This window comes from Poseidonocella sedimentorum, assembly GCF_900116005.1.
Taxonomy (GTDB): Bacteria; Pseudomonadota; Alphaproteobacteria; order Rhodobacterales; family Rhodobacteraceae; genus Poseidonocella; species Poseidonocella sedimentorum.
In genome coordinates this window covers 568544-591972 of sequence record NZ_FOYI01000001.1, presented here as the reverse complement: position 1 = coordinate 591972, position 23429 = coordinate 568544, and the positions used below count along the sequence as shown (strand labels likewise).

The 23429-nt window shown below is 66.9% G+C and carries 24 protein-coding genes; 11 read left to right on the top strand and 13 right to left on the bottom strand.

Translation table 11 applies throughout. From position 1 onward, the window contains the following. Nucleotides 1-93: 93 nt before the first annotated feature. From nusB to BM353_RS02710, 13 genes are all read right to left on the bottom strand, one after another. Nucleotides 94-579 (bottom strand): transcription antitermination factor NusB, encoded by a 486-nt coding sequence (nusB, locus tag BM353_RS02770; protein WP_092076351.1) that lies wholly within the window; start codon nt 577-579, stop codon nt 94-96. Then, the gene (locus BM353_RS02765) at nt 576-1118 is read right to left on the bottom strand and encodes a 6,7-dimethyl-8-ribityllumazine synthase (protein WP_092076349.1); all 543 of its coding nucleotides are present in this window, start codon (nt 1116-1118) and stop codon (nt 576-578) included. Before BM353_RS02765 ends, nusB begins: the two co-directional genes overlap by 4 nt. Further along, on the bottom strand, nt 1118-2242 hold the full coding sequence (gene ribB / locus BM353_RS02760; RefSeq protein WP_092076347.1) for a 3,4-dihydroxy-2-butanone-4-phosphate synthase: 1125 nt from the start codon (nt 2240-2242) through the stop codon (nt 1118-1120). The genes BM353_RS02765 and ribB overlap by 1 nt, the downstream gene beginning before the upstream one ends. A 198-nt stretch (nt 2243-2440) precedes the next feature. Beyond that, the gene (locus BM353_RS02755) at nt 2441-3871 is read right to left on the bottom strand and encodes a Do family serine endopeptidase (RefSeq protein ID WP_092076345.1); all 1431 of its coding nucleotides are present in this window, start codon (nt 3869-3871) and stop codon (nt 2441-2443) included. Nucleotides 3872-4060: 189 nt separating this feature from the next. After that, nucleotides 4061-4255 (bottom strand): DUF2065 domain-containing protein, encoded by a 195-nt coding sequence (locus BM353_RS02750; protein WP_092076495.1) that lies wholly within the window; start codon nt 4253-4255, stop codon nt 4061-4063. Further along, on the bottom strand, nt 4255-5364 hold the full coding sequence (gene hflC / locus BM353_RS02745) for a protease modulator HflC (RefSeq protein WP_092076343.1): 1110 nt from the start codon (nt 5362-5364) through the stop codon (nt 4255-4257). Before hflC ends, BM353_RS02750 begins: the two co-directional genes overlap by 1 nt. Continuing rightward, the gene (gene hflK, locus BM353_RS02740; RefSeq protein ID WP_092076341.1) at nt 5364-6524 is read right to left on the bottom strand and encodes an FtsH protease activity modulator HflK; all 1161 of its coding nucleotides are present in this window, start codon (nt 6522-6524) and stop codon (nt 5364-5366) included. Before hflK ends, hflC begins: the two co-directional genes overlap by 1 nt. A gap of 56 nt (nt 6525-6580) precedes the next feature. Further along, complete coding sequence (gene gorA, locus BM353_RS02735; RefSeq protein WP_092076339.1) at nt 6581-7957, bottom strand: glutathione-disulfide reductase; 1377 nt, start codon at nt 7955-7957, stop codon at nt 6581-6583. Nucleotides 7958-7979: 22 nt separating this feature from the next. Continuing rightward, nucleotides 7980-8768, bottom strand: a complete 789-nt coding sequence (rpiA, locus tag BM353_RS02730) for a ribose-5-phosphate isomerase RpiA (RefSeq protein WP_092076337.1) — start codon at nt 8766-8768, stop codon at nt 7980-7982. 205 nt (nt 8769-8973) lie between these two features. Continuing rightward, the gene (locus BM353_RS02725; RefSeq protein ID WP_092076335.1) at nt 8974-9645 is read right to left on the bottom strand and encodes a thiamine diphosphokinase; all 672 of its coding nucleotides are present in this window, start codon (nt 9643-9645) and stop codon (nt 8974-8976) included. Between the two features lie 42 nt (nt 9646-9687). Further along, the gene (locus tag BM353_RS02720; protein ID WP_092076333.1) at nt 9688-9921 is read right to left on the bottom strand and encodes a DUF2842 domain-containing protein; all 234 of its coding nucleotides are present in this window, start codon (nt 9919-9921) and stop codon (nt 9688-9690) included. Nucleotides 9922-9928: 7 nt separating this feature from the next. Further along, nucleotides 9929-11221 (bottom strand): adenylosuccinate synthase, encoded by a 1293-nt coding sequence (locus tag BM353_RS02715; RefSeq protein ID WP_092076331.1) that lies wholly within the window; start codon nt 11219-11221, stop codon nt 9929-9931. A 141-nt stretch (nt 11222-11362) separates the two neighbouring features. After that, nucleotides 11363-12418, bottom strand: a complete 1056-nt coding sequence (locus tag BM353_RS02710; RefSeq protein ID WP_092076329.1) for a protein-glutamate methylesterase/protein-glutamine glutaminase — start codon at nt 12416-12418, stop codon at nt 11363-11365. Nucleotides 12419-12626: 208 nt separating this feature from the next. Between BM353_RS02710 and secG the strand changes: the two genes are divergently transcribed. The 11 genes from secG (at nt 12627) to BM353_RS02655 (ending at nt 23426) form a co-directional block, all read left to right on the top strand. After that, entirely contained in the window at nt 12627-12992 is a 366-nt protein-coding gene (secG, locus tag BM353_RS02705; protein WP_092076327.1) for a preprotein translocase subunit SecG, read from the top strand. Between the two features lie 175 nt (nt 12993-13167). Beyond that, nucleotides 13168-14811 (top strand): CTP synthase, encoded by a 1644-nt coding sequence (locus BM353_RS02700; RefSeq protein WP_092076325.1) that lies wholly within the window; start codon nt 13168-13170, stop codon nt 14809-14811. A 138-nt stretch (nt 14812-14949) separates the two neighbouring features. Beyond that, nucleotides 14950-15921, top strand: a complete 972-nt coding sequence (ppk2, locus tag BM353_RS02695) for a polyphosphate kinase 2 (protein WP_092076323.1) — start codon at nt 14950-14952, stop codon at nt 15919-15921. Between the two features lie 58 nt (nt 15922-15979). After that, nucleotides 15980-16420 carry a tellurite resistance TerB family protein gene (locus BM353_RS02690; protein ID WP_092076493.1) on the top strand — a complete coding sequence of 147 codons (441 nt, stop codon included), beginning with the start codon at nt 15980-15982 and terminating at the stop codon, nt 16418-16420. Between the two features lie 196 nt (nt 16421-16616). Then, nucleotides 16617-17405, top strand: a complete 789-nt coding sequence (locus BM353_RS02685) for an ABC transporter ATP-binding protein (RefSeq protein ID WP_092076321.1) — start codon at nt 16617-16619, stop codon at nt 17403-17405. A gap of 28 nt (nt 17406-17433) precedes the next feature. Beyond that, nucleotides 17434-18159, top strand: coding sequence for a transporter substrate-binding domain-containing protein (locus BM353_RS02680; protein ID WP_092076319.1), 726 nt, complete (start codon nt 17434-17436; stop codon nt 18157-18159). Between the two features lie 45 nt (nt 18160-18204). Then, nucleotides 18205-19092 carry an ABC transporter permease gene (locus BM353_RS02675; protein WP_092076317.1) on the top strand — a complete coding sequence of 296 codons (888 nt, stop codon included), beginning with the start codon at nt 18205-18207 and terminating at the stop codon, nt 19090-19092. Continuing rightward, entirely contained in the window at nt 19089-19895 is an 807-nt protein-coding gene (locus BM353_RS02670) for an ABC transporter permease (RefSeq protein WP_092076315.1), read from the top strand. Before BM353_RS02675 ends, BM353_RS02670 begins: the two co-directional genes overlap by 4 nt. A 76-nt stretch (nt 19896-19971) precedes the next feature. Beyond that, entirely contained in the window at nt 19972-21285 is a 1314-nt protein-coding gene (locus BM353_RS02665; protein ID WP_092076313.1) for a glutamine synthetase family protein, read from the top strand. Nucleotides 21286-21372: 87 nt separating this feature from the next. Beyond that, the gene (locus tag BM353_RS02660) at nt 21373-22056 is read left to right on the top strand and encodes a type 1 glutamine amidotransferase (protein WP_092076311.1); all 684 of its coding nucleotides are present in this window, start codon (nt 21373-21375) and stop codon (nt 22054-22056) included. Next, nucleotides 22053-23426, top strand: coding sequence for a glutamine synthetase family protein (locus tag BM353_RS02655; protein WP_092076309.1), 1374 nt, complete (start codon nt 22053-22055; stop codon nt 23424-23426). The genes BM353_RS02660 and BM353_RS02655 overlap by 4 nt, the downstream gene beginning before the upstream one ends. The last annotated feature ends 3 nt before the right edge of the window (nt 23427-23429 follow it).

The window sequence follows — 23429 nt, the reverse complement described above, 5'->3', positions numbered from 1 at the left end:
GCAAAATCGGCGCGGCGTCATACGAAAACGACCGCACCGGGCAGCTTTGTTGGCGCCCGGCCTCGCGCCCCGTCCGTCGCTCCCCGGGCGCGATCAAAAGGCCTCGGGGCGGGCCTCTCGCGCCATGTGGTCCAGCACGGCATTGACGAATTTCGGCTCGCGGCTTTCGGGAAAGAACGCGCGGGCGACATCGACGAATTCGGTGATGACCACCTTTGGGGGCGTTTCGGGGTCGAGGAACTCGGCCCCCGCCGCGCGGAAGAGCGCGCGCAAGGTCGGATCGATCCGGGCGATGGGCCACTTGGCCACAAGCGCGCGGTCGGTCATCTGGTCGATTCGGGCCTGATTGTTGACAGCCTCCGTCACCAGAGCGCCGAAGAGCTCCACATCGCCTTCGATATACTCGATCCCCTCGTCCTCCACGAATGCGCCGAAGCGGTGGTCGAGGAACTCACGCTGGATGGCGTCGATGGTCTGGCCCGCGGCCTCCATCTGGAACAGCGCCTGCACGGCATAGAGCCGGGAGGCGGAGCGCATCTTGCGTTTCTGGTTGCCCGAGAGGGTCTCGCTCTTGGTCATGCGGTGCCTTTGGATGAGCTTGCGATCTGATACTCGTCGCCCTGGGGCTGAAAGCCGACCCCCTTGCGCGAGCCGCCCCATCTACGGGCCAGCGCGATGAGATGCAAGGCCGCTGCGGCCGCGCCGCCGCCCTTGTTCTGACCCGCCGGATCGGCGCGCACTTCGGCCTGCGCCGCGTTCTCGACCGTCAGGATGCCGTTGCCGATACACAGGCCTTGAAGCCCGAGGAGCGTGAGCGCGCGGGAGCTGTCGTTGCAGACCGTATCGTAATGGGTCGTCTCGCCCCGGATGACGCAGCCGAGCGCCACGTAGCCATCGAAATTCGAGAGCCGCTCGGCGATGCCGATGGCGGAGGGCACTTCCAGAGCGCCGGGCACCTCGACGGTCTCGTGGCTACCGCCCGCGGCCTCGATCTCGGCCCGCGCGCCGGCGAGCAGGTCCTCGGCGATGGCACGGTAATAGGGCGCAACGACGATGAGAATTTTCACCGGTTTGTCAAAGCTCGGGCGGGCGAGCGCGTCATCGTGGGTCACGGCCATCAGCCAAGCTCCGAAATCTTGCGCGTGCCGGCGATCTCGAGCCCGTAGGCGTCGAGCCCGACCACGCGGGGGGTGGGCGAATTGGTGAGCAGGATCAGCTTCGACAGGCCGAGCGAGGACAGGATCTGGGCCCCCAGCCCGTATTGGCGCAGCGTTTTCGGCGAGACGTGGTCTTCGGGCGTGAGCTTCATCGAGGTGTCGCGCAGCAGCACGACCGCGCCCCGCCCTTCCTCGGCCACAAGGCGCATCGCATCGGCGAACTCGTCGGCACGCCCGCGCGGCCCGGTGCCGATCACATCGAGAAACGGATCCATCGCGTGCATCCGCACCAGCACCGGCGCGTCGCCGTCAAGCTCGCCCTTGGTCAGCACCACATGCTCGTCGCCGTGGGTCTCATCGGCGTAGATCCGCATCCGCCATTCGCCGCCGAATTCGGAGGTGATGATCTCGTCGCGGGTGATGCGCACGAGGTTGTCGTGGCGGCGGCGATAGGCGATCAGATCGGAGATCGTGCCGATCTTGATCCCATGGCGCTGCGCGAATCCGATCAGCTCGGGCAGGCGCGCCATCGTCCCGTCATCGTTCATGACCTCGCAGATCACGCCCGAGGGATTGAGCCCGGCCAGCCGCGAGATATCGACCGCGGCCTCGGTGTGGCCCGCGCGGACCAGCACGCCGCCCTGACGCGCGCGCAAGGGAAAGACATGGCCCGGGGTGGCGATGTCGGCCGCGCTCTTGGTCGGATCGATGGCCACCGAAACGGTGCGCGCCCGGTCCTGCGCGGAGATGCCGGTCGTCACGCCCTCGCGCGCCTCGATCGAGGTGGTGAAGGCGGTCTCGTGGCGCGAGGAGTTGTTGGCGCTCATCAGCTTGAGGCCAAGCTGTTCGATCCGGTCGGAATTCATCGCAAGGCAAATGAGCCCGCGCCCGTAGGTCGCCATGAAATTGATCGCATCCGGCGTCGCCATCTGGGCGGGGATAATCAGATCGCCCTCGTTCTCGCGGTCTTCGTGATCGACGAGGATGAACATCCGCCCGTTGCGCGCGTCTTCGATGATCTCCTCGACGGAGGAAATCGCATCGCGCAGATTTTCCTCGATCGGGCCCGGGGTTTCAATCGTCATGCAGTGTCCTTCCTATGCCGCGCAGGCGACCTTCGCTGGCTGGCGGGATAGTCGGATTCCGTGGCTTTGGCCAGAGCCGAGGCCCAGCGGAGACGCAGCGAATTCTCAGTGCGCCGATGAATAAACCGCCCCGCGCGCTGGCGCCCGGGACGGTTTGCCTCTCAAAGCGGCCGGCCGATGCGGGCCGGCGCGCGCGGATCACTCGGCGTCAAGCGCGAGCGCCACGAAACGCGGGTTGCCGTCCCGGCGGATCAGAAGCAGGAGCGATTTGCGCCCGGCCTCCTCCGCCGCCGCGATCTGCTCTTCGAAATCGGCGATGCTGGTGATCTTCTGCTGGCCCGCCTCGGTGATCAGATCGCCCGCGCGCAGGCCCTTCTCATAGGCCTGGCTGGTGTCGTCGATGTCGGTGATCACCAGCCCGTCGACCGTAGCGCCGAGCCCCATCCCGGAGCGCATCTCATCGGTGAGCGGCGCGATGGTGAGGCCAAGCAGGCTCTTCTCGGCGGGCTCTTCCACCTCGGGAGCCTGAGCCACGGCGGGGATCGTCCCCTCAGCTTCCTCGCGGCGGCCGAGCGTGACCAGGATGGTCTGGGTCTCGCCCCCCCGGTTGACCACGACGCGCACGGTCTTGCCGACCTCGGTGGCGCCGACCTGCCGCGTCAGATCGCGGATATCGGCCACGTCCTCCCCGTCAAAGGTCACGATCACGTCGCCGGCCTGAATGCCCGCATCCGCCGCCGGCCCGTCCGGCACATCGGCCACGAGGGCGCCCGCGGTCGAGGACAGCCCGAGCGCTTCGGCCATGTCATCGGTGATCGGTTGCAGTCGCACGCCAAGCCAGCCGCGGCGGGTCTCCCCGAAGTCGCGCAGCTGGTCGACCACGCGGGTGACCACGTTGGAGGCCATCGAGAAGCCGATGCCGATCGAGCCGCCGTTGGGGCTCAGGATCGCGGTGTTCACGCCGATCACGTCGCCGTCGAGGTTGAAGAGCGGCCCGCCGGAGTTGCCGCGGTTGATGGCGGCGTCGGTCTGGATGTAGTCGTCATAGGTGCCGGAGAGCGCGCGGTTGCGCGCCGAGACGATCCCGGCCGAGACGGAGAAGCCCTGCCCCAGCGGATTGCCCATCGCAATCACCCAGTCGCCCACGCGGGCGGTGTCGCTGTCGCCGAAGCTTACATAGGGCAGCGGCTTGTCGGCCTCGACCTTCAGCAGCGCGATATCGGTCTTGGGATCGGTCCCGATCACCTCGGCGGCAAGCTCCTCGCCGGAGAAGAACTCGATGGTGATCCGGTCGGAGCCCTCGATGACGTGGTTGTTGGTGACCACGTAGCCATCTTCGGAAATCACGAATCCCGAGCCGAGCGCCGAGGTGCGCCGGGCGCGGTTGCCCTCGCCTTCGCGCTCGCGAAACTGGCGAAAGAAATCCTCAAAGGGCGAGCCCTCGGGGACGACGCCCTGCGGCCCGGTGCTCTGGGCCACGACGGTGGATGTGGTGATGTTGACGACCGAGGGGCTGATCTTGTCAGCGAGGTCGGCGAAGCTTTCGGGAAGCGCGCGCGCGGCGACTGTCTGAAGCATCAGCAGAAGCACTGCGACAAACGCGAGGCTCCACACGCGAAGCCCGGTCATCGGATCCCGAACCGGTATGGCGATTTGTTGCGGTTTCACTCGACTATCTCCTGTCTGTTCATGCCCACCCGGCTGCGACACCCTAGGACTAGCACACCGGGAGGTTTCAAGCATCAATGTAGGGCATCGAAGGTGCAACACAATCCGGGGTCACAATTCTTCACCCCGGCGTGTGGCGCGCGGGCGGGGTCAGAACGGGATGAGATCGGAGGCCAGAACCAGCATCAACCCGAGCGCCATGGCCACAAGCCCGACCTGCCGGCGGCTGGGGATGGGCAGCGCGCGCAGCATCTCCAGCATGCGCTCCAAAAGATGGGGGGCCAGCGCATAGGCCAGCCCCTCCACAAACAGTACAAGCCCGAGGGCGAAAAGGATCTGGGCGATCAATTCCCGGTCGGGGTTTCGGCCTCGGCATCGCCCGCCTCGGCCTCGGTCTCAACCGCCTCAGTCTCCGCCGCTTCAGCCTCCGATGCGGGCTCCTGCGGCGCCTCGGCGGCGGCGTCTTCCTCAAGCCGCAAGCGCTCGGCCTCCGGCAGGTCGGGCGATGTCCCGGTCTCCGGCGCCATCTCGCGCAGCGCGTCCAGATCGATATTGCCCATCTGCACCGGCTCAAGACCTTCGGCCCGGATCGCTTCAAAGAGCGGCCTGATGAACTCGCTGTCGGGCGAGATCACAAGCGTCGAATTCTCCGACTGCAAGGTCCGCTCGAAGGCGGTCAGCGAGCGGTAGAAGGCGAAGAAATCGGGATTGTCGCCAAAGGCTTCGGCATAGACGCGGTTCCGTTCCGCATCGGCCTCACCCCGGGTGATCTCCGCTTCCCGCTCGGCGTTCGAGACCGTCTCGACCACCGTCCGGTCCGCCGCGGCGCGCACCCGTTGGGCCGCCTCGTTACCGCGCGCGATCTCGTCCGCCGCTTCCCGTTCACGCTCCGCGCGCATCCGCGCAAAGGTCGCTTCGAGGTTCTCTTCGGGCAGGTTGGTCTGCTTGAGCCGAACGTCCACGATCTCCAGCCCGAGGCTATCGGCGCTGGTCCGGGCCTGGGCGCGGATGCGCAGCGCAAGATCGCGCCGCTCGGGCGAGAGGATCACGTCGGACGTGACCTGATCGGCGCCGAGCACCTCGCGGATCTGGGCGTTGAGGATCGAGGACAGGCGCACTTCGGCGGCGCGAATCCCGCCCACCCCGACCGCCTGACGGAACTGGACCACATCGGCGATCCGGTAGCGCGCGAAGGCATCGACCACGAGCCGGCGATCATCCGACGGCGTGACCTCGATCGTGTCGGTGTCGAGCGACAGAATCCGGTCGTCGTATTTCACGACCTCCTGGATCAAGGGCACCTTGAAGCCGAGCCCCGGCTCCTCAACCACCTGGCGGATCTGGCCGAATTGCAGGACAAGGGCCTTCTCGCGCTCGTCCACGATGAAGAGCGACATGAAGATACCGACCAGCACGACAACGCCGGCGGCGATGAAAATACCTGATTTGCGCATCAGTTCGCTCCTTCGTTCGTGCGGGAGGCTGCCCCGGATCGGTTGAGCTCGTTGAGCGGCAGATAGGGCAAGACGCCGGAGCCGCCCTCGCCGCCTTCGTCAAGCAGGATCTTGTCGACCCCGCCGAGCGTGCGCTCGATGGTTTCGAGATAGAGCCGGCGCTGCGTGACTTCGGGGGCCGCGTTGAATTCCTGCGCCACCGCAAGGAACCGGCTCGCTTCACCGATCGCCTCGTTGACCACCTGGGCGCGATAGCCCTCGGCCTCCTCAAGCACCTGTGCGCCCAGACCGCGCGCCTCGGCGAGCACGGTATTGGCATAGGCATCGGCCTGACGTTGCAGCCGGTCGCGCTCCTGCTCGGCGGCCTGAACGTCGCGGAAGGCGTCGATCACCTGCTCGGGCGGGTCCGCCGCATCGAGGTTGATCCGCACGATGTTGATCCCGCTCTCGTAGTCGTCCAGCGTCGACTGGATGTTGTCCTTGGCGGTGTCGGCGATGATGCCCCGGTCACGGTTGAGGATCGGCGCGAGGTTCGACGCCGCGATGATCTCGCGCATCACCGATTCGGACACGGCCGCCACGGTCAGCTGCGGATCGCGCATGTTGAACAGAAGCTTGGCCGGATCGTTGATGTTCCAGACCACCTGGAACTCGATATCGACGATGTTGGCGTCGGTGGTGAGCATGAGCCCGTTGTCGTTGCGGCCATTGCCCGCGCCGATGTTCTCCGTCCGCTCCGAGGTCACGTTGAGCACCTCGTAGGTGACCAGCGGCCAGGGCGCGAAGTTGAGCCCGGGCTGGCCGGTGTCGGAGTATTTCCCCAGAAAAAGCTCGACCGATTGTTCCTCGGGCTTCACCGTATAGAAGCTCGAAAACGCCCACATCCCCACGAGCACCAGCGCCGCGAGGCCCAGTGTGCCGCGCGAAAAGCCGGGGCCCGAAGGCCCGCCCGAGCCGCCGCTGCGGCCATCGCCGCCGCGCCCGCCCATGAGGACACGCAGGCCCTCCTGGCCCTTCTTCACCAGATCGTCGATCTCGGGGATCTGCGACTCGCCGCCGGGCTTGCGCCCGCCGCCGCGATTTCCACCCCGGTTGCCGCCGCCGCTCTGGCCGCCGCCCCCGTTTCCGCTGCCCCAGGGGCCGCCGTTGTTCTCAGACATTCAGCCTCTGTCCTCTTTGTTGTCTCGTGACATACCTGTGCAATCGTGGCTCGAAATCAAGCCGTCCGCGTCGGATGGCGCATGGTCACGATTTCCTCCGCCATGGTCGGATGGACCGCAACGGTGCGGTCGAAATCCTCTTTCGTGGCGCCCATCTTGATCGCGATCGCCGCCATCTGGATCATCTCTCCCGCTGCCGGCGCGACGATATGGCAGCCCAGAACCCGGCGCGACGCCTGTGAGACCACGAGCTTCATCAGCACCCGGTCGGGCTTGCCGGCAAAGGCGCTCTGCATCGGGCGGAACGTGGTCGTGTAGACCTCGATATGCTCCAGCTCGCGCGCCGCCTCCTCGCTGAGCCCCACCGCCCCGAGCTCGGGCTGGGTGTAGACCGCCGAGGGGACCAGCACGTGATCCACCGGGGTCGGATTGCCCCGGAACACCGTCTCGACAAAGGCCATCGCCTCGCGGATCGCAACCGGTGTCAGCGTGATCCGCTCGGTCACATCGCCGATGGCGAAGATCGAGGGCACGTCGCTCTGGCTGTATTCGTTGACCACGATCTCGCCGCCGCGCCCGAGCTTGACGCCCGCCTCCTCCAGCCCGAGCCCCTTGGTGTTGGGCACGCGCCCGGTGGCAAAGAGCACCGCGTCGAAGGTCTGGTCCGTCCCGTGGATGCAGCGCACGCGGATCGGCCCGCCCTGCGCGCCCGGCGTGACCGGGCTCATCTCGGCAATCTCGGTATCGACGCGCAGATCGATGCCCTGAGCGATCATCTCCTCGGCCATTAGATCGCGCGCCTCGTTGTCGAACCCGCGCAGGATCTGCCCGCCCCGGTAAAACTGGGTGACCGCAACCCCGAGCCCCTGCATGATGCAGGCAAACTCGCAGGCGATGAACCCGCCCCCGATGATCAGCAACCGCTCCGGCAGCGCGTCGAGCTCAAAGAGATCGTCCGAGACCATCCCGAGCTCCGCATTGGGCACATCGGGCCGGACCGGATGGCCGCCCGTCGCCACGAGGATATGCTTGGCGGTAAAGGTCTCGCCCGTCGACAGCGCCACCGTGTGCGGATCCTTGATCACCGCGCGCGCGTCGAAACTGTCGACACCGGCGTTTTTCAGCAGCTTGCGGTAGATCCCCTCAAGCCGGTCCAGCTCGGCGTGCAGCGTGCCGCGAAATGCGCTCCAGTCGAAAGCGCCGGCCTGATGCCCCCAGCCATAGGCCGAGGCCGTCTCGATCATACCGCCGAATTCCGACGCGAAGACCATCAGCTTCTTGGGCACGCAGCCGCGGATGACGCAGGTCCCGCCATAGCGGCTCTCCTCGGCCAGCCCGACCCGCGCCCCGGCCTCGCCCGCCGCGACCCGCGCCGCGCGCACGCCGCCCGAGCCGCCACCGATGACAAAGAGATCATAGTCGAATGCGCTCATGTCAAAACTCCTCTAGCCCGGATCAGCCGGCGATGTCGCGAAACAGGTTCTCGCCCTCTTCGCCGGTGCCATGTTCCTCGGTAAAGGCCCCGGAGGCCAGATCGCCGATCTCCACCCGCCCGTCACTGTGCCCGATGATCACCGTGTCGCACAGGTCGATGAAAAGCCCGTTCTCCACCACACCCGGCACGGTGTTGAGCGCGGTGGCCAGCCGGCGCGCATCGCCGATCCGGCCCAGATGCAGATCGAGAATGTGGTTGCCCTCATCGGTGACGAAACGCGCGCCATCGCGCTCACGAAAAACCGCCTCGCGCCCGGACACATCCGCCTCATCCAGCAGCGCTGCGATATGGCGCCGCGTGCTTTGCATCCCGAACTCAAGGACCTCGACCGGCAAGGGAAAGGCGCCCAGGGTGCCCACGTGCTTGCCGGCGTCGGCGATGACGATCATCCGCTCCGACGCCGCCGCGACGATCTTCTCCTGCAACAGCGCCCCGCCGCCGCCCTTGATCAGGGTCAGCGTGTCGTCAAACTCATCCGCGCCGTCGATGGTCACATCGAGCGATCCGGCCTCGTTGAGCGTGGTGAGCGGGATGCCAAGCTCCTCTGCAAGCCGCGCTGTCGCGGTCGAGGTCGGCACGCCGACGATCTCAAGCCCCTCCTCGCGCACCCGGCGCCCCAGCTCGCGCACCATATGCGCCGCCGTGCTCCCGGTGCCCAGCCCGACCCGCATCCCGCTCTCCACGAAATCCACCGCGCGCCGCGCGGCGACCAGCTTGGCGAGATCAATGGGGGAGTTGCTTGCGGACATGACAGGGGCTCCTTGCGCGTTTCCGCCGTCTTATAGAGAAGCCCCGCGGCGGGTGCGAGCGCTTTCGCGCGCTCAACGTGGCGCGCCCGCCAAGACGGCGCGTCGCGCCCCCACCGGGCAGAAACGCGTGCGCGGAAGCGCGCAATTGCCTTGCCCCGCCCCTCGCGCGGCGCCGGGGATCAGGGGCGGGGGTCAGGGCCAGGGGTCAGAGGCTATCCCACCGGGGCGCCTCCGCCAGCCCGTCGAGCATCGCGCCGAGGCAATCGGTCGGCAGCATGAGCAGCATCTTGGCCGTCGTCATCGCAAGATAGACCGCGCCGTCGGCGATGTTGGATGTCCCCACACGCCCATCGGGCGAGAACCCGATCCCGCCGATCGGCCAGCGCAGCCCGTCGCTTGTCCCCGAGGCCGGCCCGAACGGAAAGAGCGAGACCCGCGTGCCGGGCGCGAGGTCCAGCCGCAGCGCGGGGGGCAAGAGCAGCGCGATATCCCGCTCTCCGATCAGGACCCCGCGCTTGTGCGGCTGGCGCACCAGCGTATTGAGCACGGCCAACTCATGATCGAGCCGCGCGCCGAGAAAGCCCAGCCCGAGAAACAGCGGCGTCTCCACGTTGCGCAGCACTTTGTCGAAATCCGTGCTGTCCTGCTCGTCGATCCGGTGGAGCCGGTCTGCGGGCAGCGCCGAGATCTCCCCGGCGCGGATCGAATCCATATCGCCGATCACCGCCTCGGGCATCTGTCCGCGCGCCAGCGCGTGGCGCGCGCCGCCATCCGCCGCGACGATCCTCGGCGCGTGCGCAAGTGCCGCGTCAAAGCCCGCGTCGCTCACCGCGCCGCCTCCGATGAGCGTGAGCGGCTGGTCCGAGCGCAGGATCACGCCGCGCTCCCCGAATGCGGCCCGGATCGCGCGCCGATCATCTCAGCCCTCGCCGTCCCGGCCAGGTGCGGCGTCCGGCTCGGCCTGCCCCACGCCCCGGAACACCGCCTTGAGCGGAAAGGCCCAGACGAGGCCAAGCGCCACGTAGAGCACAAACTCGGCCCAGAGCGGCGGGCGATCGAGCAGGCTCACCAGCCACACCGCCAGAATGATGTAGACCGGCAGCCCGACCAGCAGGATCAGGAGCGACAGGCGGCGGCGGGTGCGATAGCGCATGGCCCGCTCAGTCCGAGAACGGATCGGTGACGAGGATCGTGTCCTCCCGCTCCGGCGAGGTGGACAGCAGCGCGACGGGGCAGCCGATCAGCTCCTCGACGCGGCGGACGTATTTGATCGCGTTGGCCGGAAGATCGGCCCAGCTCCGCGCCCCTTCGGTCGAGTCGCTCCAGCCCGGCATCTCCTCGTAGACCGGCGTACAGCGCGCCTGCCGGTCGGCCGCGGTCGGCAGGTAATCGAGCACCTCGCCATCGAGCGCGTAGCCGGTACAGATCTTGAGCGTCTCGAACCCGTCGAGCACGTCGAGCTTGGTCAGCGCGATGCCGTTGACGCCGCTGGTGGCGCAGGTCTGGCGCACGAGGCAGGCGTCGAACCAGCCACAGCGGCGCTTGCGCCCGGTGGTCGTGCCGAACTCATGACCGCGCTCGCCGAGCTGCTGGCCGTCGGCGTCGTCGAGCTCGGTCGGGAACGGCCCCTCGCCGACGCGGGTGGTGTAGGCCTTGACGATCCCGAGCACGAAGTCGATCGCGCCGGGTCCGATGCCCGTCCCGGTCGCTGCCTGCCCCGCGATGACGTTGGAGGAGGTCACGAAGGGATAGGTGCCGAAATCGATGTCGAGCAGCGCGCCCTGCGCCCCTTCGAAGAGGATCCGCTTGCCCGCCTTGCGCTTTTCGTTGAGCACCTTCCAGACCGGGGCCGCGAATTTCAGGATCTCGGGCGCGATCTCTTCAAGCTTGGCGATCAGCCCGTCGCGGTCGATGGGCTCAAGCCCGAGCCCGGCGCGCAGCGCGTTGTGGTGGACCAGCGCCCGGTCGACGCGCGTCTCCAGCGTCGCGCGGTCGGCCAGATCGGCGACCCGGATGACCCGGCGGCCCACCTTGTCCTCATAAGCCGGACCGATACCGCGGCCGGTGGTGCCGATCTTGGCCATGGCGTTCTGGCCCTCCCGCGCGCGGTCGAGCTCGCCGTGGAACGGCAGGATGAGCGGCGTGTTCTCCGCGATCATCAGCGTCTCGGGGGTGATCTCGACGCCTTGCGCGCGGATCGTCTCGATCTCGCCCAGGAGGTGCCACGGGTCGAGCACAACCCCGTTGCCGATCACCGAAAGCTTGCCGCCGCGCACGACCCCGGACGGCAGCGCGTGCAGCTTGTAGACCTCGCCGTCGATGACGAGCGTATGGCCGGCGTTATGCCCGCCCTGAAAGCGCGCGATCACGTCCGCCCGCTCGCTCAGCCAGTCCACGATCTTGCCTTTGCCCTCGTCGCCCCATTGTGCGCCCACGACAACCACGTTCGCCATTCCGTTCTCCCGGTCAGCGGATTGAAACCCGTGCCGATATATCCGGCGGGATGCGGGGGGGAAACCGGTAAATCGCGGTCAGCGTCATTTGGCGCGGGGCGCACCGGCGCCGGGGCCCTTGTGCGGGGCGGGTCCGTAGGCTCAGTTCGGGCGGGCGACGCGCCGCGTCTGGTCGAGGATCGCCGCGCCGATCTGCTCCAGCGGGAGCTGCCGCTCCACCGCGCCGAGCTCGAAAGCGCGCGCGGGCATGCCGTAGATCATCGAGGTCGCCTTGTCCTGTCCGATGGTGCGCGCCCCGGCCTTGCGCAGGGAGAGCATCTCGGCCGCGCCGTCGTTGCCCATGCCGGTGAGCTGCACCGCCAGAACCTTGCGCGCCTTCGGCACAAGCGAGCGAAACATCACATCGACGGACGGCCGGTGGCCGTTCTCGGCCGGCGCATCGGATAGCGCGATGCGGCAGCGCCCGTCGGTCCCGCGAATTTCCACATGGCGATCGCCGGGCGCGATGAAGACGCGGCCGGGCTCCAGCAGATCGCCATCCTTGGCGAGCGAGACCTTGGGCGGCAGGAAGTTGTCGAGCCGGGTCGCGAGGCTGCGCAGGAAGTTTTCCGGCATGTGCTGGCTGATCACCGTCGGCGGGCAAAGCGCGGGATAGTGCGACAGGACTGCGGTCAGCGCTTCGACACCGCCCGTCGAGGAGCCGATCGCCACTAGCCAGTTGCCGGGCCGAAAGCTTTCGTCAACCACGGGGCGGGGGCGCAGTCGGCGCTCATCCTTGCCTTCCGCCGGAGTGACCTGATGCATCCGCGCCCCGGAAGCGAGGCGCACAAGCTCGGGCAGCTTGCGATAGAGATTGCCCGGATTGCCGCCCGACGGCTTGCCGATACAGGCCACCGCCCCCATCGAGAGCGCCCGGATCGCGGCATCGTCGCCGCGCGATGTATGGCTGGACACCATGATCACCGGACGCGGGCGCGCCCGCATCAGCCGGCCAAGGAATTCCAACCCGTTCATCCCAGGCATCTCGACATCGAGGGTCAGCACATCGGGGTTGCGCTGCTTGACGAGATCGCGCGCTTCGTAGGCATCGGCCGCCTCGCCGGCGATCTCGATATCGGGGTGCGACGAAAGAGCATCGGCGATCAGTCTGCGCTGCGTGGCGCTGTCGTCAACGATCAGAACACTTGTACTGCTCATGCAATCAATCTCCGCCACATCGTCGTGGCGATCCTTCCTGGCGGGTAATTCCGGGACATCGCCCGGAGCCGGGCCATCCGGTTTTAATCTCTTCCTCAAATGTCTGAAGGAAGTGTAAATCGGATTTGCGCATGCATCGCCTTGCAGTGTCGCGCCGATTGCCCTAAGTCGTCGCGGACCCTCAGAACCGACGCTTCGGAACCGCCTTATGGAAAACGTCCTGCTCATCGTCCACTTGCTGCTCGCACTCGCCCTCATCGGGGTGGTTCTGCTTCAGCGTAACGAGGGCGGTCTGGGCTCCATGGGCGGCGGTGGCGGCGGCGCGATCTCCGGCCGGGCGGCGGCAACCGCGCTCGGCAAACTGACGTGGTATCTCGCCGCGGCCTTCATCTGCACCTCGATCGCCCTGACGGTTTTCGCGGCCTCCAACAGCGCCGGGACCTCGGTCATCGACCGGCTCGGCGACGCGCCGATCGAGAGCGGCGCGGACGCGCCGATTCTGCCCGGAATGGAGGGCGGCTCGCTGCTGCCCCCCTCGGCCGACGATGCTCCGCTGGTGCCGAGCGCGGACTAGACGTCTCAAAATATTGAGAAGCGGCAGGTTCTGCCAACACGATATTGCGGGTACTGTTGCGCTGGCGCGCCGAATCTCTTAGTATTCAAGTCCCGTGATGCCGCGGTTTTTCGACCGTGGCGAGCAGTGAGCAATTCAGGCGGAACGCGCCGACAAATCACGGGAGCGAGAGCGCATGGCTCGGTTCATTTTCATTACTGGTGGTGTGGTCTCCTCGCTCGGCAAGGGGCTTGCCTCAGCCGCGCTCGGCGCGCTGTTGCAGGCGCGCGGCTTCACCGTGCGGCTGCGCAAGCTCGACCCCTATCTCAACGTCGATCCCGGCACGATGAGCCCGTTCGAACACGGCGAGGTTTTCGTGACCGACGACGGCGCCGAAACCGATCTCGACCTCGGCCACTACGAGCGCTTCACCGGCGTTGCGGCGCGCCAGACCGACTCGGTATCTTCGGGACGGATTTATTCAAATGTTCTGGAAAAAGAGCGCCGCGGCGACTACCTCGGCAAGACGATTCAGGTGATCCCCCACGTCACCAACGAGATCAAGGACTTCATCTCGATCGGTGAGGACGAGGTCGATTTCATGCTCTGCGAGATCGGCGGCACGGTGGGCGACATCGAAGGCCTGCCCTTCTTCGAAGCGATCCGCCAGTTCGCCCAGGACAAGCCCCGCGGGCAGTGCATCTTCATGCACCTGACGCTCCTGCCCTTCATCGCGGCCTCGGGCGAGCTCAAGACCAAGCCGACGCAGCACTCGGTCAAGGAGCTGCGCTCGATCGGCATTGCGCCCGATATCCTCGTCTGCCGCTCCGAAGGACCGATCCCTGAGAAGGAGCGCGAGAAGCTGGCGCTTTTCTGCAACGTGCGGCCCGACAGCGTCATCGCCGCCCAGGACCTCAAGTCGATCTACGAAGCCCCCCTGGCCTATCACCGCGAGGGGCTCGACCAGGCGGTGCTCGATGCCTTCGGGATCTCGCCTGCGCCGAAGCCGGACCTTGCCAAGTGGGAAGACGTCGCCGACCGGATCTATCACCCGGAGGGCGAGGTGCGCGTCGCGATTGTCGGCAAGTACACCCAGCTCGAAGACGCCTACAAGTCCATCGCAGAGGCCCTGACCCATGGCGGCATGGCCAACCGGGTGCGGGTCAAGGTCGAGTGGGTGGACGCCGAGATCTTCGACCGCGAGGACCCCGCGCCGCATCTGGAGGGCTTCCACGCGATCCTCGTCCCCGGCGGGTTTGGCGAGCGCGGCACCGAGGGCAAGATCAAGGCCGCCACCTTCGCGCGCGAACACAAGGTCCCCTATCTCGGGATCTGTCTGGGCATGCAGATGGCCGTGATCGAGGCGGCGCGCAACATGGCCGGCTTCGACGCGGCGGGCTCGGAGGAGTTCGACCACGAGGCCGGCAAGAAACGGTTCGAGCCGGTGGTGTATCACCTCAAGGAATGGGTGCAGGGCAACCACACCGTCCAGCGCAAGCTCGGCGATGACAAGGGCGGAACCATGCGGCTCGGGGCCTATACCGCCCATCTCAAGGAGGGCTCGCGCGTGGCCGAGGCCTATGGCGCCACCGAGATCGAGGAGCGCCACCGCCACCGCTACGAGGTCGATGTGAAATACCGCGAGAAGCTGGAGGCCTGCGGGCTGACCTTCTCGGGCATGTCCCCCGATGGCCGGCTGCCCGAGATCGTCGAATGGAGCGACCATCCGTGGTTCATCGGGGTGCAGTTCCACCCCGAGCTGAAATCCAAACCCTTCGATCCGCATCCGCTGTTTGCCGATTTCATCCGCGCGGCCAAGGAGATCAGCCGCCTGGTCTGATCGCGCTTGATCGCGGCGCCTCAATGCGGGTGTCGGAAAACCGTGATGCGACTGTTACACTTCGCAGGGTAAACCGGGCTCGGCCCCGCCGCACGCGGGACCGAGACGCCCCGAGACGACAGCGCGAACGGAATTCCGATGCCCACCGACAGACCCACCGACACACCCACCGACACACCCACCGAGACACCCGCCGAGACGCCCACCGACCCCGATCCCCGCGACTGGCTCGAGACCGAACTCGCCGACACGCTCGACGAAGACTACGAGATCGAGCTTGAGGACGCGGTGCTGTCGATGAAGATCCGCGAGATCTACCGCGCCGCCCATGGGCCGACGATCCCGCGCCCGGAGTATTTCAAATCGCTCCTGCGGCTTCAGGCCGAGTTGATCCGGCTTCAGGACTGGGTGGTCTATCACCGCAAGAAGGTCGTCGTCATCTTCGAGGGCCGCGACAGCGCCGGCAAGGGCGGCGTGATCAAGCGCATCTCCCAGCGGCTCAACCCTCGCGTTGTCCGGACCGTGGCCCTGCCCGCCCCGTCGGACCGCGAAAAGACCCAGTGGTATTTCCAGCGCTACGTCCCGCACCTGCCCGCAGGCGGCGAGATCGTGCTCTTTGACCGCTCCTGGTACAACCGCGCGGGGGTCGAGCGGGTCATGGGCTTTGCCGGCGAAGACGAGGTCGAGCAGTTCTTCGAGGACGTGCCAGAATTCGAGCGGATGCTGCGCCGGTCGGGCATTCACCTTGTGAAATACTGGTTCTCGGTAACGGATGAAGAACAGCAGATGCGATTCCTCATGCGCATCCACGACCCGCTCAAACAGTGGAAACTCTCGCCCATGGACCTGCAATCGCGCGTCCGCTGGGAGCAATACACCAAGGCCAAGGAAGAGATGCTGGCGCGCACCAACATCCCCGAGAGCCCGTGGTACATCGTCCCCGGCAATGACAAGAAACGCGCGCGGCTCAACTGCATCGACCACCTGCTCTCGCTCTTCCCCTACGAAGACGTGCCGCACGAGGAGGTCGAACTGCCCGACCGGGTCTTCAACCCCGACTACGAGCGCGCGGTGCTGCCGCCCGAGCTGTACGTCCCCTCCAAGTACTGAGGCGAAAGTTTTGGCCTGGCGGTTTGCCCTTCCCGGGCGGACCGACTATATCGAGCGGATGTTTGGTGACTTTCTCAAATCCCTCCTCGCCCCCGAGCCCGCGCCGCTGACCGAAGCGGACGGTCGGCTTGCCCTCGCGGCGCTCATGGTCCGGCTGGCGCGCTCCGATGGCGATTATGCGGCCGCCGAGATCGCGCGAATCGACCGTGTGCTCACGGCCCGTTACGGGCTATCGGAGCCGGATGCGCGCGCCCTGCGCGGCGAGGCCGAGGCGCTGGAGGCCGAGGCGCCCGACACGGTGCGTTTCACCCGCGCGATCAAGGACACAGTGCCTTATGAGGACCGGCTGGCTGTGATCGAGGCCCTGTGGCAGGTGGCGCTGGCCGATGGCGCGCGCGATCATGAGGAGGACTCGCTTTTGCGCCTCGTGACATCGCTTCTGGGCGTGACGGACGTGGACAGCGCGATGGCGCGGCAGCGCATCGAGACACGCGGCTGAACAGGCGCCGATATCGCCCGAAACACTGCCCGATTCGACGCCTTTCGCCCGATTTGAGCCGAATGACCCGAAGTCAAACCCGGCGCACCCCATTGCCAAGCGCTGAAATCTCCGTCCTTATATGTCGAATTGAGCGGCGCCCAGCGGGTGCCGGGTGCCGGGCGACCCAAGGCCCCGGGGGGAAGATGGAGCGGCGATGAGTTCAGCCGAGGCACAGGGCACTGCGGTGCTGGATATCCGGGGTCTGCACAAGGCCTACGGCGATGTCGAGGTGATCCGCGGCGTCGATATCACCGCGCGGCGCGGCGATGTCGTCTCGCTCATTGGCTCGTCGGGCTCGGGCAAATCGACCATCCTGCGCTGCGCCAATCTGCTGGAAGACAGCCAGCAGGGCGAGATCCTCTTCGAGGGCGAGCCGATCCGCTGGAAAGGCACCGGCCTTGCCCGCCGTCCGGCCGACGCCAAGCAGGTCCTGCGGATCCGCACGAACCTGTCGATGGTGTTCCAGCAGTTCAACCTCTGGTCCCACATGAGCGTTCTCGACAATGTCATGGAAGCGCCGGTGACCGTGCTCGGCCGTCCGCGCGACGAGGTCGAGGCCGCGGCGCGCGGTTATCTCGACAAGGTCGGGATCGGTGACAAGGCCGACGCATGGCCCGCCCAGCTCTCGGGCGGCCAACAGCAACGCGCCGCGATCGCCCGCGCGCTCTGCATGGAGCCGCGCGCGCTGCTGTTTGACGAGCCCACCTCCGCGCTCGACCCCGAGCTGGAGCAGGAGGTTGTCCGGGTGATCAAGGATCTGGCCGCCGAGGGGCGCACGATGCTGATCGTCACCCATGACATGAAAATGGCGCATGACGTCTCTGACCACGTCGTGTTCCTGCACAAAGGGCTGATCGAGGAAGAAGGCCCGCCGGGCGCGCTCTTCGGCAACCCGCAATCCGAACGGCTTCGCGGCTTCCTGAGTTCGACCCGCGCAGCATGACCAACCATAAACAAGGGAGTTCCCAACCATGAAACATCTGCTTCTCGGCACGGCGGCGCTGGCGCTGACCGCCACGATGGCCCTGGCCCAGGACGTCGTCCGCATGGGCACGGAGGGCGCCTACCCTCCGTATAATTTCATCAATGACGCAGGCGAAGTCGACGGCTTCGAACGCGAGCTTGGCGATGAGCTCTGCGCGCGCGCCGAGCTGACCTGCGAGTGGGTCACCAACGATTGGGATTCGATCATCCCCAACCTGACCTCGGGCAACTACGACACCATCATCGCGGGCATGTCGATCACCGAAGAGCGCGAAAAAGTCATTGATTTCACGCAAAACTACTACCCGCCCACCGCGTCGCGCTACATGGCGCTCTCCGATGACGCGGATCTCGAAGGCGGCGTCGTCGCGGCCCAGACCAACACCATCCAGGCGGGCCACGTGGCCGAAACCGGCGCGACGCTGCTGGAATTCGCCACGCCCGACGAGACCGTCGCGGCCGTGCGCAGCGGCGAGGCCGACGCGGTCTTTGCCGACAGCGATTTCCTCCTGCCGATCGCCGAGGAGAATGACGCGGGCCTCAAACTCGTGGGTGAGCCTGTGCCCCTCGGCGGCGGCATCGGCCTTGGCCTGCGCGAAAGCGACACCGAGCTCAAAGCCAAGTTCGACGCGGCCATCACCTCGATGAAGGAAGACGGCTCGCTCAACGAACTGCTGATCAAGTGGTTCGGCGAAGACACCAGCACCTTCTGATCAAAGACGGGGCGCGCGCCACGTGCGCGGGCGCCCCCTGCCCCCATGTTCTCCTATTGCACCGACCCCGACACGCTCGACAGGATCCGCTGGTTCAGTTGTTATCTGACCACCGGGGTGCATATGAATTTCTACAAGAGCTTCGGCACAGTGCTGCTGCTGCTCGCGGTCACCGCGCCGGTCGCGCTGGCCTTCGGGTTCATCGGTGCGATCGCGGCGCGCTCGTCGATCCTTGCGATCTCGCTGCTGGGCCGGACCTATACCGCGATGGTGCGCGGCGTGCCGGACATCGCCTATTTCCTCTTCTTCGTCATCGCGCTCGATCAGGCGCTGGAATGGGTCAAACACCGCGTCGTCTGTCCCGACTGGACCGAACCGGTGCGGCAGGGCGCGAACTTCCTCGTCTGCCCGGCGGCCAAGATCCCGATGGGCAACGCGCCGCAAGCGATCCATGAGGCCTATGGCTTCGCCATCGCCGTCTTCACCTTCGCCATCGTCTTCGGCGCCTTTGCCTCCAACGTGCTCTATGGCGCCATGCGCTCCGTGCCCCGCGCCCAGCTGGAAACCGCCGAGGCCTATGGCATGACCCGGCGCCAGAGCTTCTGGCGGATCCTCGTGCCGCAGATGTGGGTCTATGCCCTGCCTGGCCTGTCGAACCTGTGGATGGTGCTGGTCAAGGCGACGCCGCTTCTCTTCCTGCTCGGGGTCGAGGATATCGTCTACTGGGCGCGCGAGCTTGGCGGAACCAAGACCCCGCGCTTCACCGATTACCCCCACGGCGACTGGCGCATGTGGTATTTCCTCGGGCTGCTGGTCTTCTACCTCGCGCTCACGCGGGTCTCCGAGATCGGGCTTGAGCGGCTCATGCGCCGGCTCACGCACGGGCAGGCCACGGCGGGCGGCGACGCTCTGCGCCGGGAGGGGCCGGCATGAGCTGCTGGCAGACCATCGCGGATTACGGGCTGCGCTCGCTCGGCTATGGCGAGCGGCTGCTGCCGCGCAGCGATTTCACCCTCTGCCAGCAGTTCACGTTGATCGGCTCGGGCATGATCTGGAACATCTACTTCGGCGCCCTTGCGCTGCTGGCGGGCTTCATCCTCGCGGTGGCGCTCGCCGTCGCCAAGGCCAGCCCCCGGCGCAGGTTTCGCAAACCGGCCGAGTGGTTCATCTTCCTCTTCCGCGGCTCGCCGCTCTTCATCCAGTTCTTTTTCGCCTACTTCTTGTTTCTGTCGCTCAAAGGCGTGGTGCCGGCCGTCTCGGCGCTCACATCGGCCTGGCTCGGGGCGCTCGTGGTGCTCTTTCTCAACACCGCCGCCTATTCCGGCGAGATCTTCTACGGTGCGCTGCGCTCGATCCCGCGCGGCGATCTGGAGGCGGCGGATGCCTACGGCCTCTCGGGCTGGACCCGCTTCCACCGGGTGGTTTTCCCGACGATGTTGCGACTCGCCTGGCCGGCCTATACCAATGAGGCGATCTTCCTCTTTCACGCCACCACGCTGGTCTTCTTCTCGGGGTTTCCCGCGCTCCAGCAACGCGGCGACGCGCTCTATTACGCCAGCTATTTCGCCGACAAGACCTACAATCCCTTCGTGCCCTACCCGATCCTCGCCTTCTATTTCATCGTGCTGACCCTGCTCATCGCGGGCGGGTTCGGCCTCATGAACGCGCGACTCAACCGCCATCTTTCGGCCGCAGAGCGCCCCAGGTTGCGCCTGCGCCCCAAGCTTATCAGGTGATCATGCCCCATCTTTCGCTCCTGTCCGCCCGTCTTTCGCTGCGCCACAGCCCCGCACGCTGCCCGGAGGCCGCGTCATGGAGCTGACCGCCCTGCCGACGATCCGCGTCGCCGCCGCCGATCTCAACGGCCAAATGCGCGGCAAGCGCATGGCCGGCGCAGGAGCGGACAAGATCGCCGCGGGCCTGCGGATGCCACTCTCGGCGCTCAACGTGGACGTGACCGGCGCCGATATCGAGGGCAGCCCTCTGCTGTTCGAGACCGGCGACGCCGACGGCATCCTCAAACCGACCGGTCGGGGCCCGGTGCCCATGCCCTGGCTCAGCGGGCGCACCGCGCTGGAGCCGCTCTGGATGTTCCACGAAAACGGCGCGCCTTTCGCGGGCGATCCGCGCCATGCGCTGGCGGGCGTCTCGGCGCGCCTCGCCGCGCGCGGGTTGACGGCGCAAGCCGCTGTGGAGATGGAATTCTATCTCATCGACGACGCCGATACCGCCCTCGCCCCACCCGCGAGCCCGCTCAGCGGGCGGCGCCTGTCTACCTCCGCCGTGCTCGATCTGCGCCAGCTCGACGCCTTCGATGCCTTCTTCACCGATCTTTACGAGGCCGCCGGCGCGATGGGCATTCCCGCCGAGGCGGCGATTTCCGAATCCGGGCTCGGGCAATTCGAAGTGACGCTCCACCATCAGGACGCGCTGCGCGCTGCCGATGATGCGTGGCTGTTCAAGGTGTTGGTGCGCGGGCTCGCCCGGCGCCATGGCATGGCCGCGAGCTTCATGGCCAAACCCTTCGCCGACCAGCCCGGCAACGGGATGCATGTGCATGTCTCGATCTGGGATGGCGACGGGCGCAACATCTTCGACGATGGCGCCCCCCAGGGCACCGAGGCGCTGCGCCACGCGGTGGCCGGTTGCCTTGGCTCGATGGCCGGCGCAACGCTCATCTTCGCCCCCCACGCCAACAGCTACACCCGCCTCGTGCCCGGGGCGCACGCCCCCACCGGCGCGGCCTGGGCCTATGAGAACCGCACCGCCGCGATCCGCATTCCCGGCGGGCCGGCCTCGGCGCGGCGCATCGAACACCGCGTCGCGGGCGGCGACGTCAACCCCTACCTGCTGCTCACGGTGATCCTCGGCTCGATCCTCACCGGGCTCGAAGACGCGGCCCCGCCGCCCGCCCCGATCACCGGCAACGCCTACGAGCTTGACCTGCCCGGCCTCGCCGCCGACTGGGAGAGCGCGATCGCGGGCTTCGAGAGCGATCCTGTCATGGCGCGGATCTTCCCAGCCGAGCTCATCGCCAACCTCGCGATGACCAAGCGCCAGGAGCTCGCGCTCTTCGCCGGTGTCCCCGCCGAGCGGCACTGGACCTACCTGCTGGAGACGGTCTGACCGGCCCGTCTCCTCCCCCCGTGACGGGCCTTGCCGCGCGCCCCGCCACGGTCTAGCCTCCGCGCAGTCAAGACCCTCAGGTGACACATGCATATCGGTATTCTTCAGGCTGGCCACGCCCCGCGCGAGCTTGAGCCTGAAACCGGCGACTACGCCGAACAATGTCAGGAGCTCCTCTCCGGACAGGGCTTCACCTTCTCGACCTTCAACGTCGTCGACGACGCGTTCCCCGACAGCGCGGATGCGGCCGAGGGCTGGCTCATTACCGGCTCGCGCCACGGCGCCTATGACCCGCTGCCCTGGATCGCCCGGCTGGAGGCGCTGATCCGTGAGATCGTGGCGGCGCAAAAGCCGCTGGTCGGGATCTGCTTCGGCCATCAGATCATCGCCCAGGCGCTTGGCGGAAAGGTCGAGAAATACGCCCGTGGCTGGGCCGTCGGGCGCCACGGCTACACGCTTCTGGGCGAGGCGATCGCGCTCAATGCCTGGCATCAGGATCAGATCACGGCCCTGCCCGAGGGCGCCGAGGTGGTGGGCTCCAGCCCCTTCTGCCGCTACGCCGCGCTACAGTATGGCCCGCGGATCTTCAGCCTCCAGCCCCACCCGGAATACGGGCCGCGGATGCTGCGCGGGCTGATCGAGCTGCGCGGGCCGAACGTGGTCCCGGCCGATCTTCTGCAGGTTGCCGAAGAGAGCCTCGACGCGCCCACCGATGCGCCCTTCGTGGCCGCCCACATGGGCGCGGTCCTGCGCGGGGAGGCCCGGACATGAGCCGCGACAGCAGCGACCACTGGACCGACGATCTTCCCCCCAAGGCCAAGGCCTATCTGGAGGGGCGGCGTCTCGACGAGGTCGAGTGCATCATCTCCGACATCCCCGGGATCGCCCGCGGCAAGGCCGTCCCCGCCTCCAAATTCGCGCGGCAGGACTATTTCCACCTGCCCGACAGTATCTTCTACCAGACCATCACCGGCACATGGTCCGACGCCGCCGGGGCCCAGGGCTTTCTCGAACGGGACATGATCCTGCGCCCCGACATGACCACCGCGAGCGCCGCGCCCTGGACCGGGGACTGGACGCTTCAGGTGATCCACGATGCCTTCGACCGAGACGGCACGCCGGTCCCCTTCTCGCCGCGCAACGTGCTCAAACGCGTGGTCGGGCTCTACGAGGCGCGCGGCTGGACACCGGTCGTCGCGCCGGAGATGGAGTTCTTCCTCATCGCCCGCAACCTCGATCCGGCGCAGGACATCAAGCCGATGGTCGGCCGCTCGGGCCGCCCCGCCGCCGCGCGACAGGCCTATTCGATGACCGCGGTGGACGAGTTCGGCCCGGTGATCGACGACATCTACGATTTCGCCGAGGCCCAGGGCTTCGAGATCGACGGCATCACCCAGGAAGGCGGCGCGGGCCAGCTTGAAATCAACCTGCGCCATGGCAATCCGGTCAAGCTTGCCGACGAGGTGTTCTATTTCAAGCGGCTGATCCGCGAGGCCGCGCTGCGCCACGACTGTTTCGCGACCTTCATGGCCAAGCCGATCGCCCATGAGCCGGGCAGCGCGATGCACATTCATCACTCGGTGCTGGACCGCAAGACCGGCCAGAACCTCTTTTCGGACGCCGATGGCGCCGAGACCGCCGCCTTCATGCATTTCATCGGCGGGCTCCAGTCCCACCTGCCCTCCGCCGTCGCGATGCAGGCGCCCTACGTCAACAGCTACCGCCGCTACGTGCGCGACCACGCCGCGCCCATCAATCTCGAGTGGGGCCGCGACAACCGGACCACCGGCATCCGCGTGCCGCTCTCGGGGCCGGAAAGCCGCCGGGTGGAGAACCGCGTCGCGGGGATGGATTGCAACCCCTACCTCGGCTTCGCCGCCTCGCTCGCCTGCGGATATCTGGGGATGGTGAACGGGATCACGCCGCGCCCCGTGTTCGAGGGTGACGCCTATGAAGGCGAGCCGGATGTGCCCGAAGTGCTCGGTCAGGCGCTCGATCTCTTCGAGGAGGCCGATGCTCTGCACGAGGTTCTGGGGCGCGATTTCGCGCGGGTCTATTCGATCATGAAGCGGACCGAATACGAGGAGTTCCTGCAGGTGATTTCCCCCTGGGAGCGCGAGCACCTGCTCCTCAACGTCTGAGCC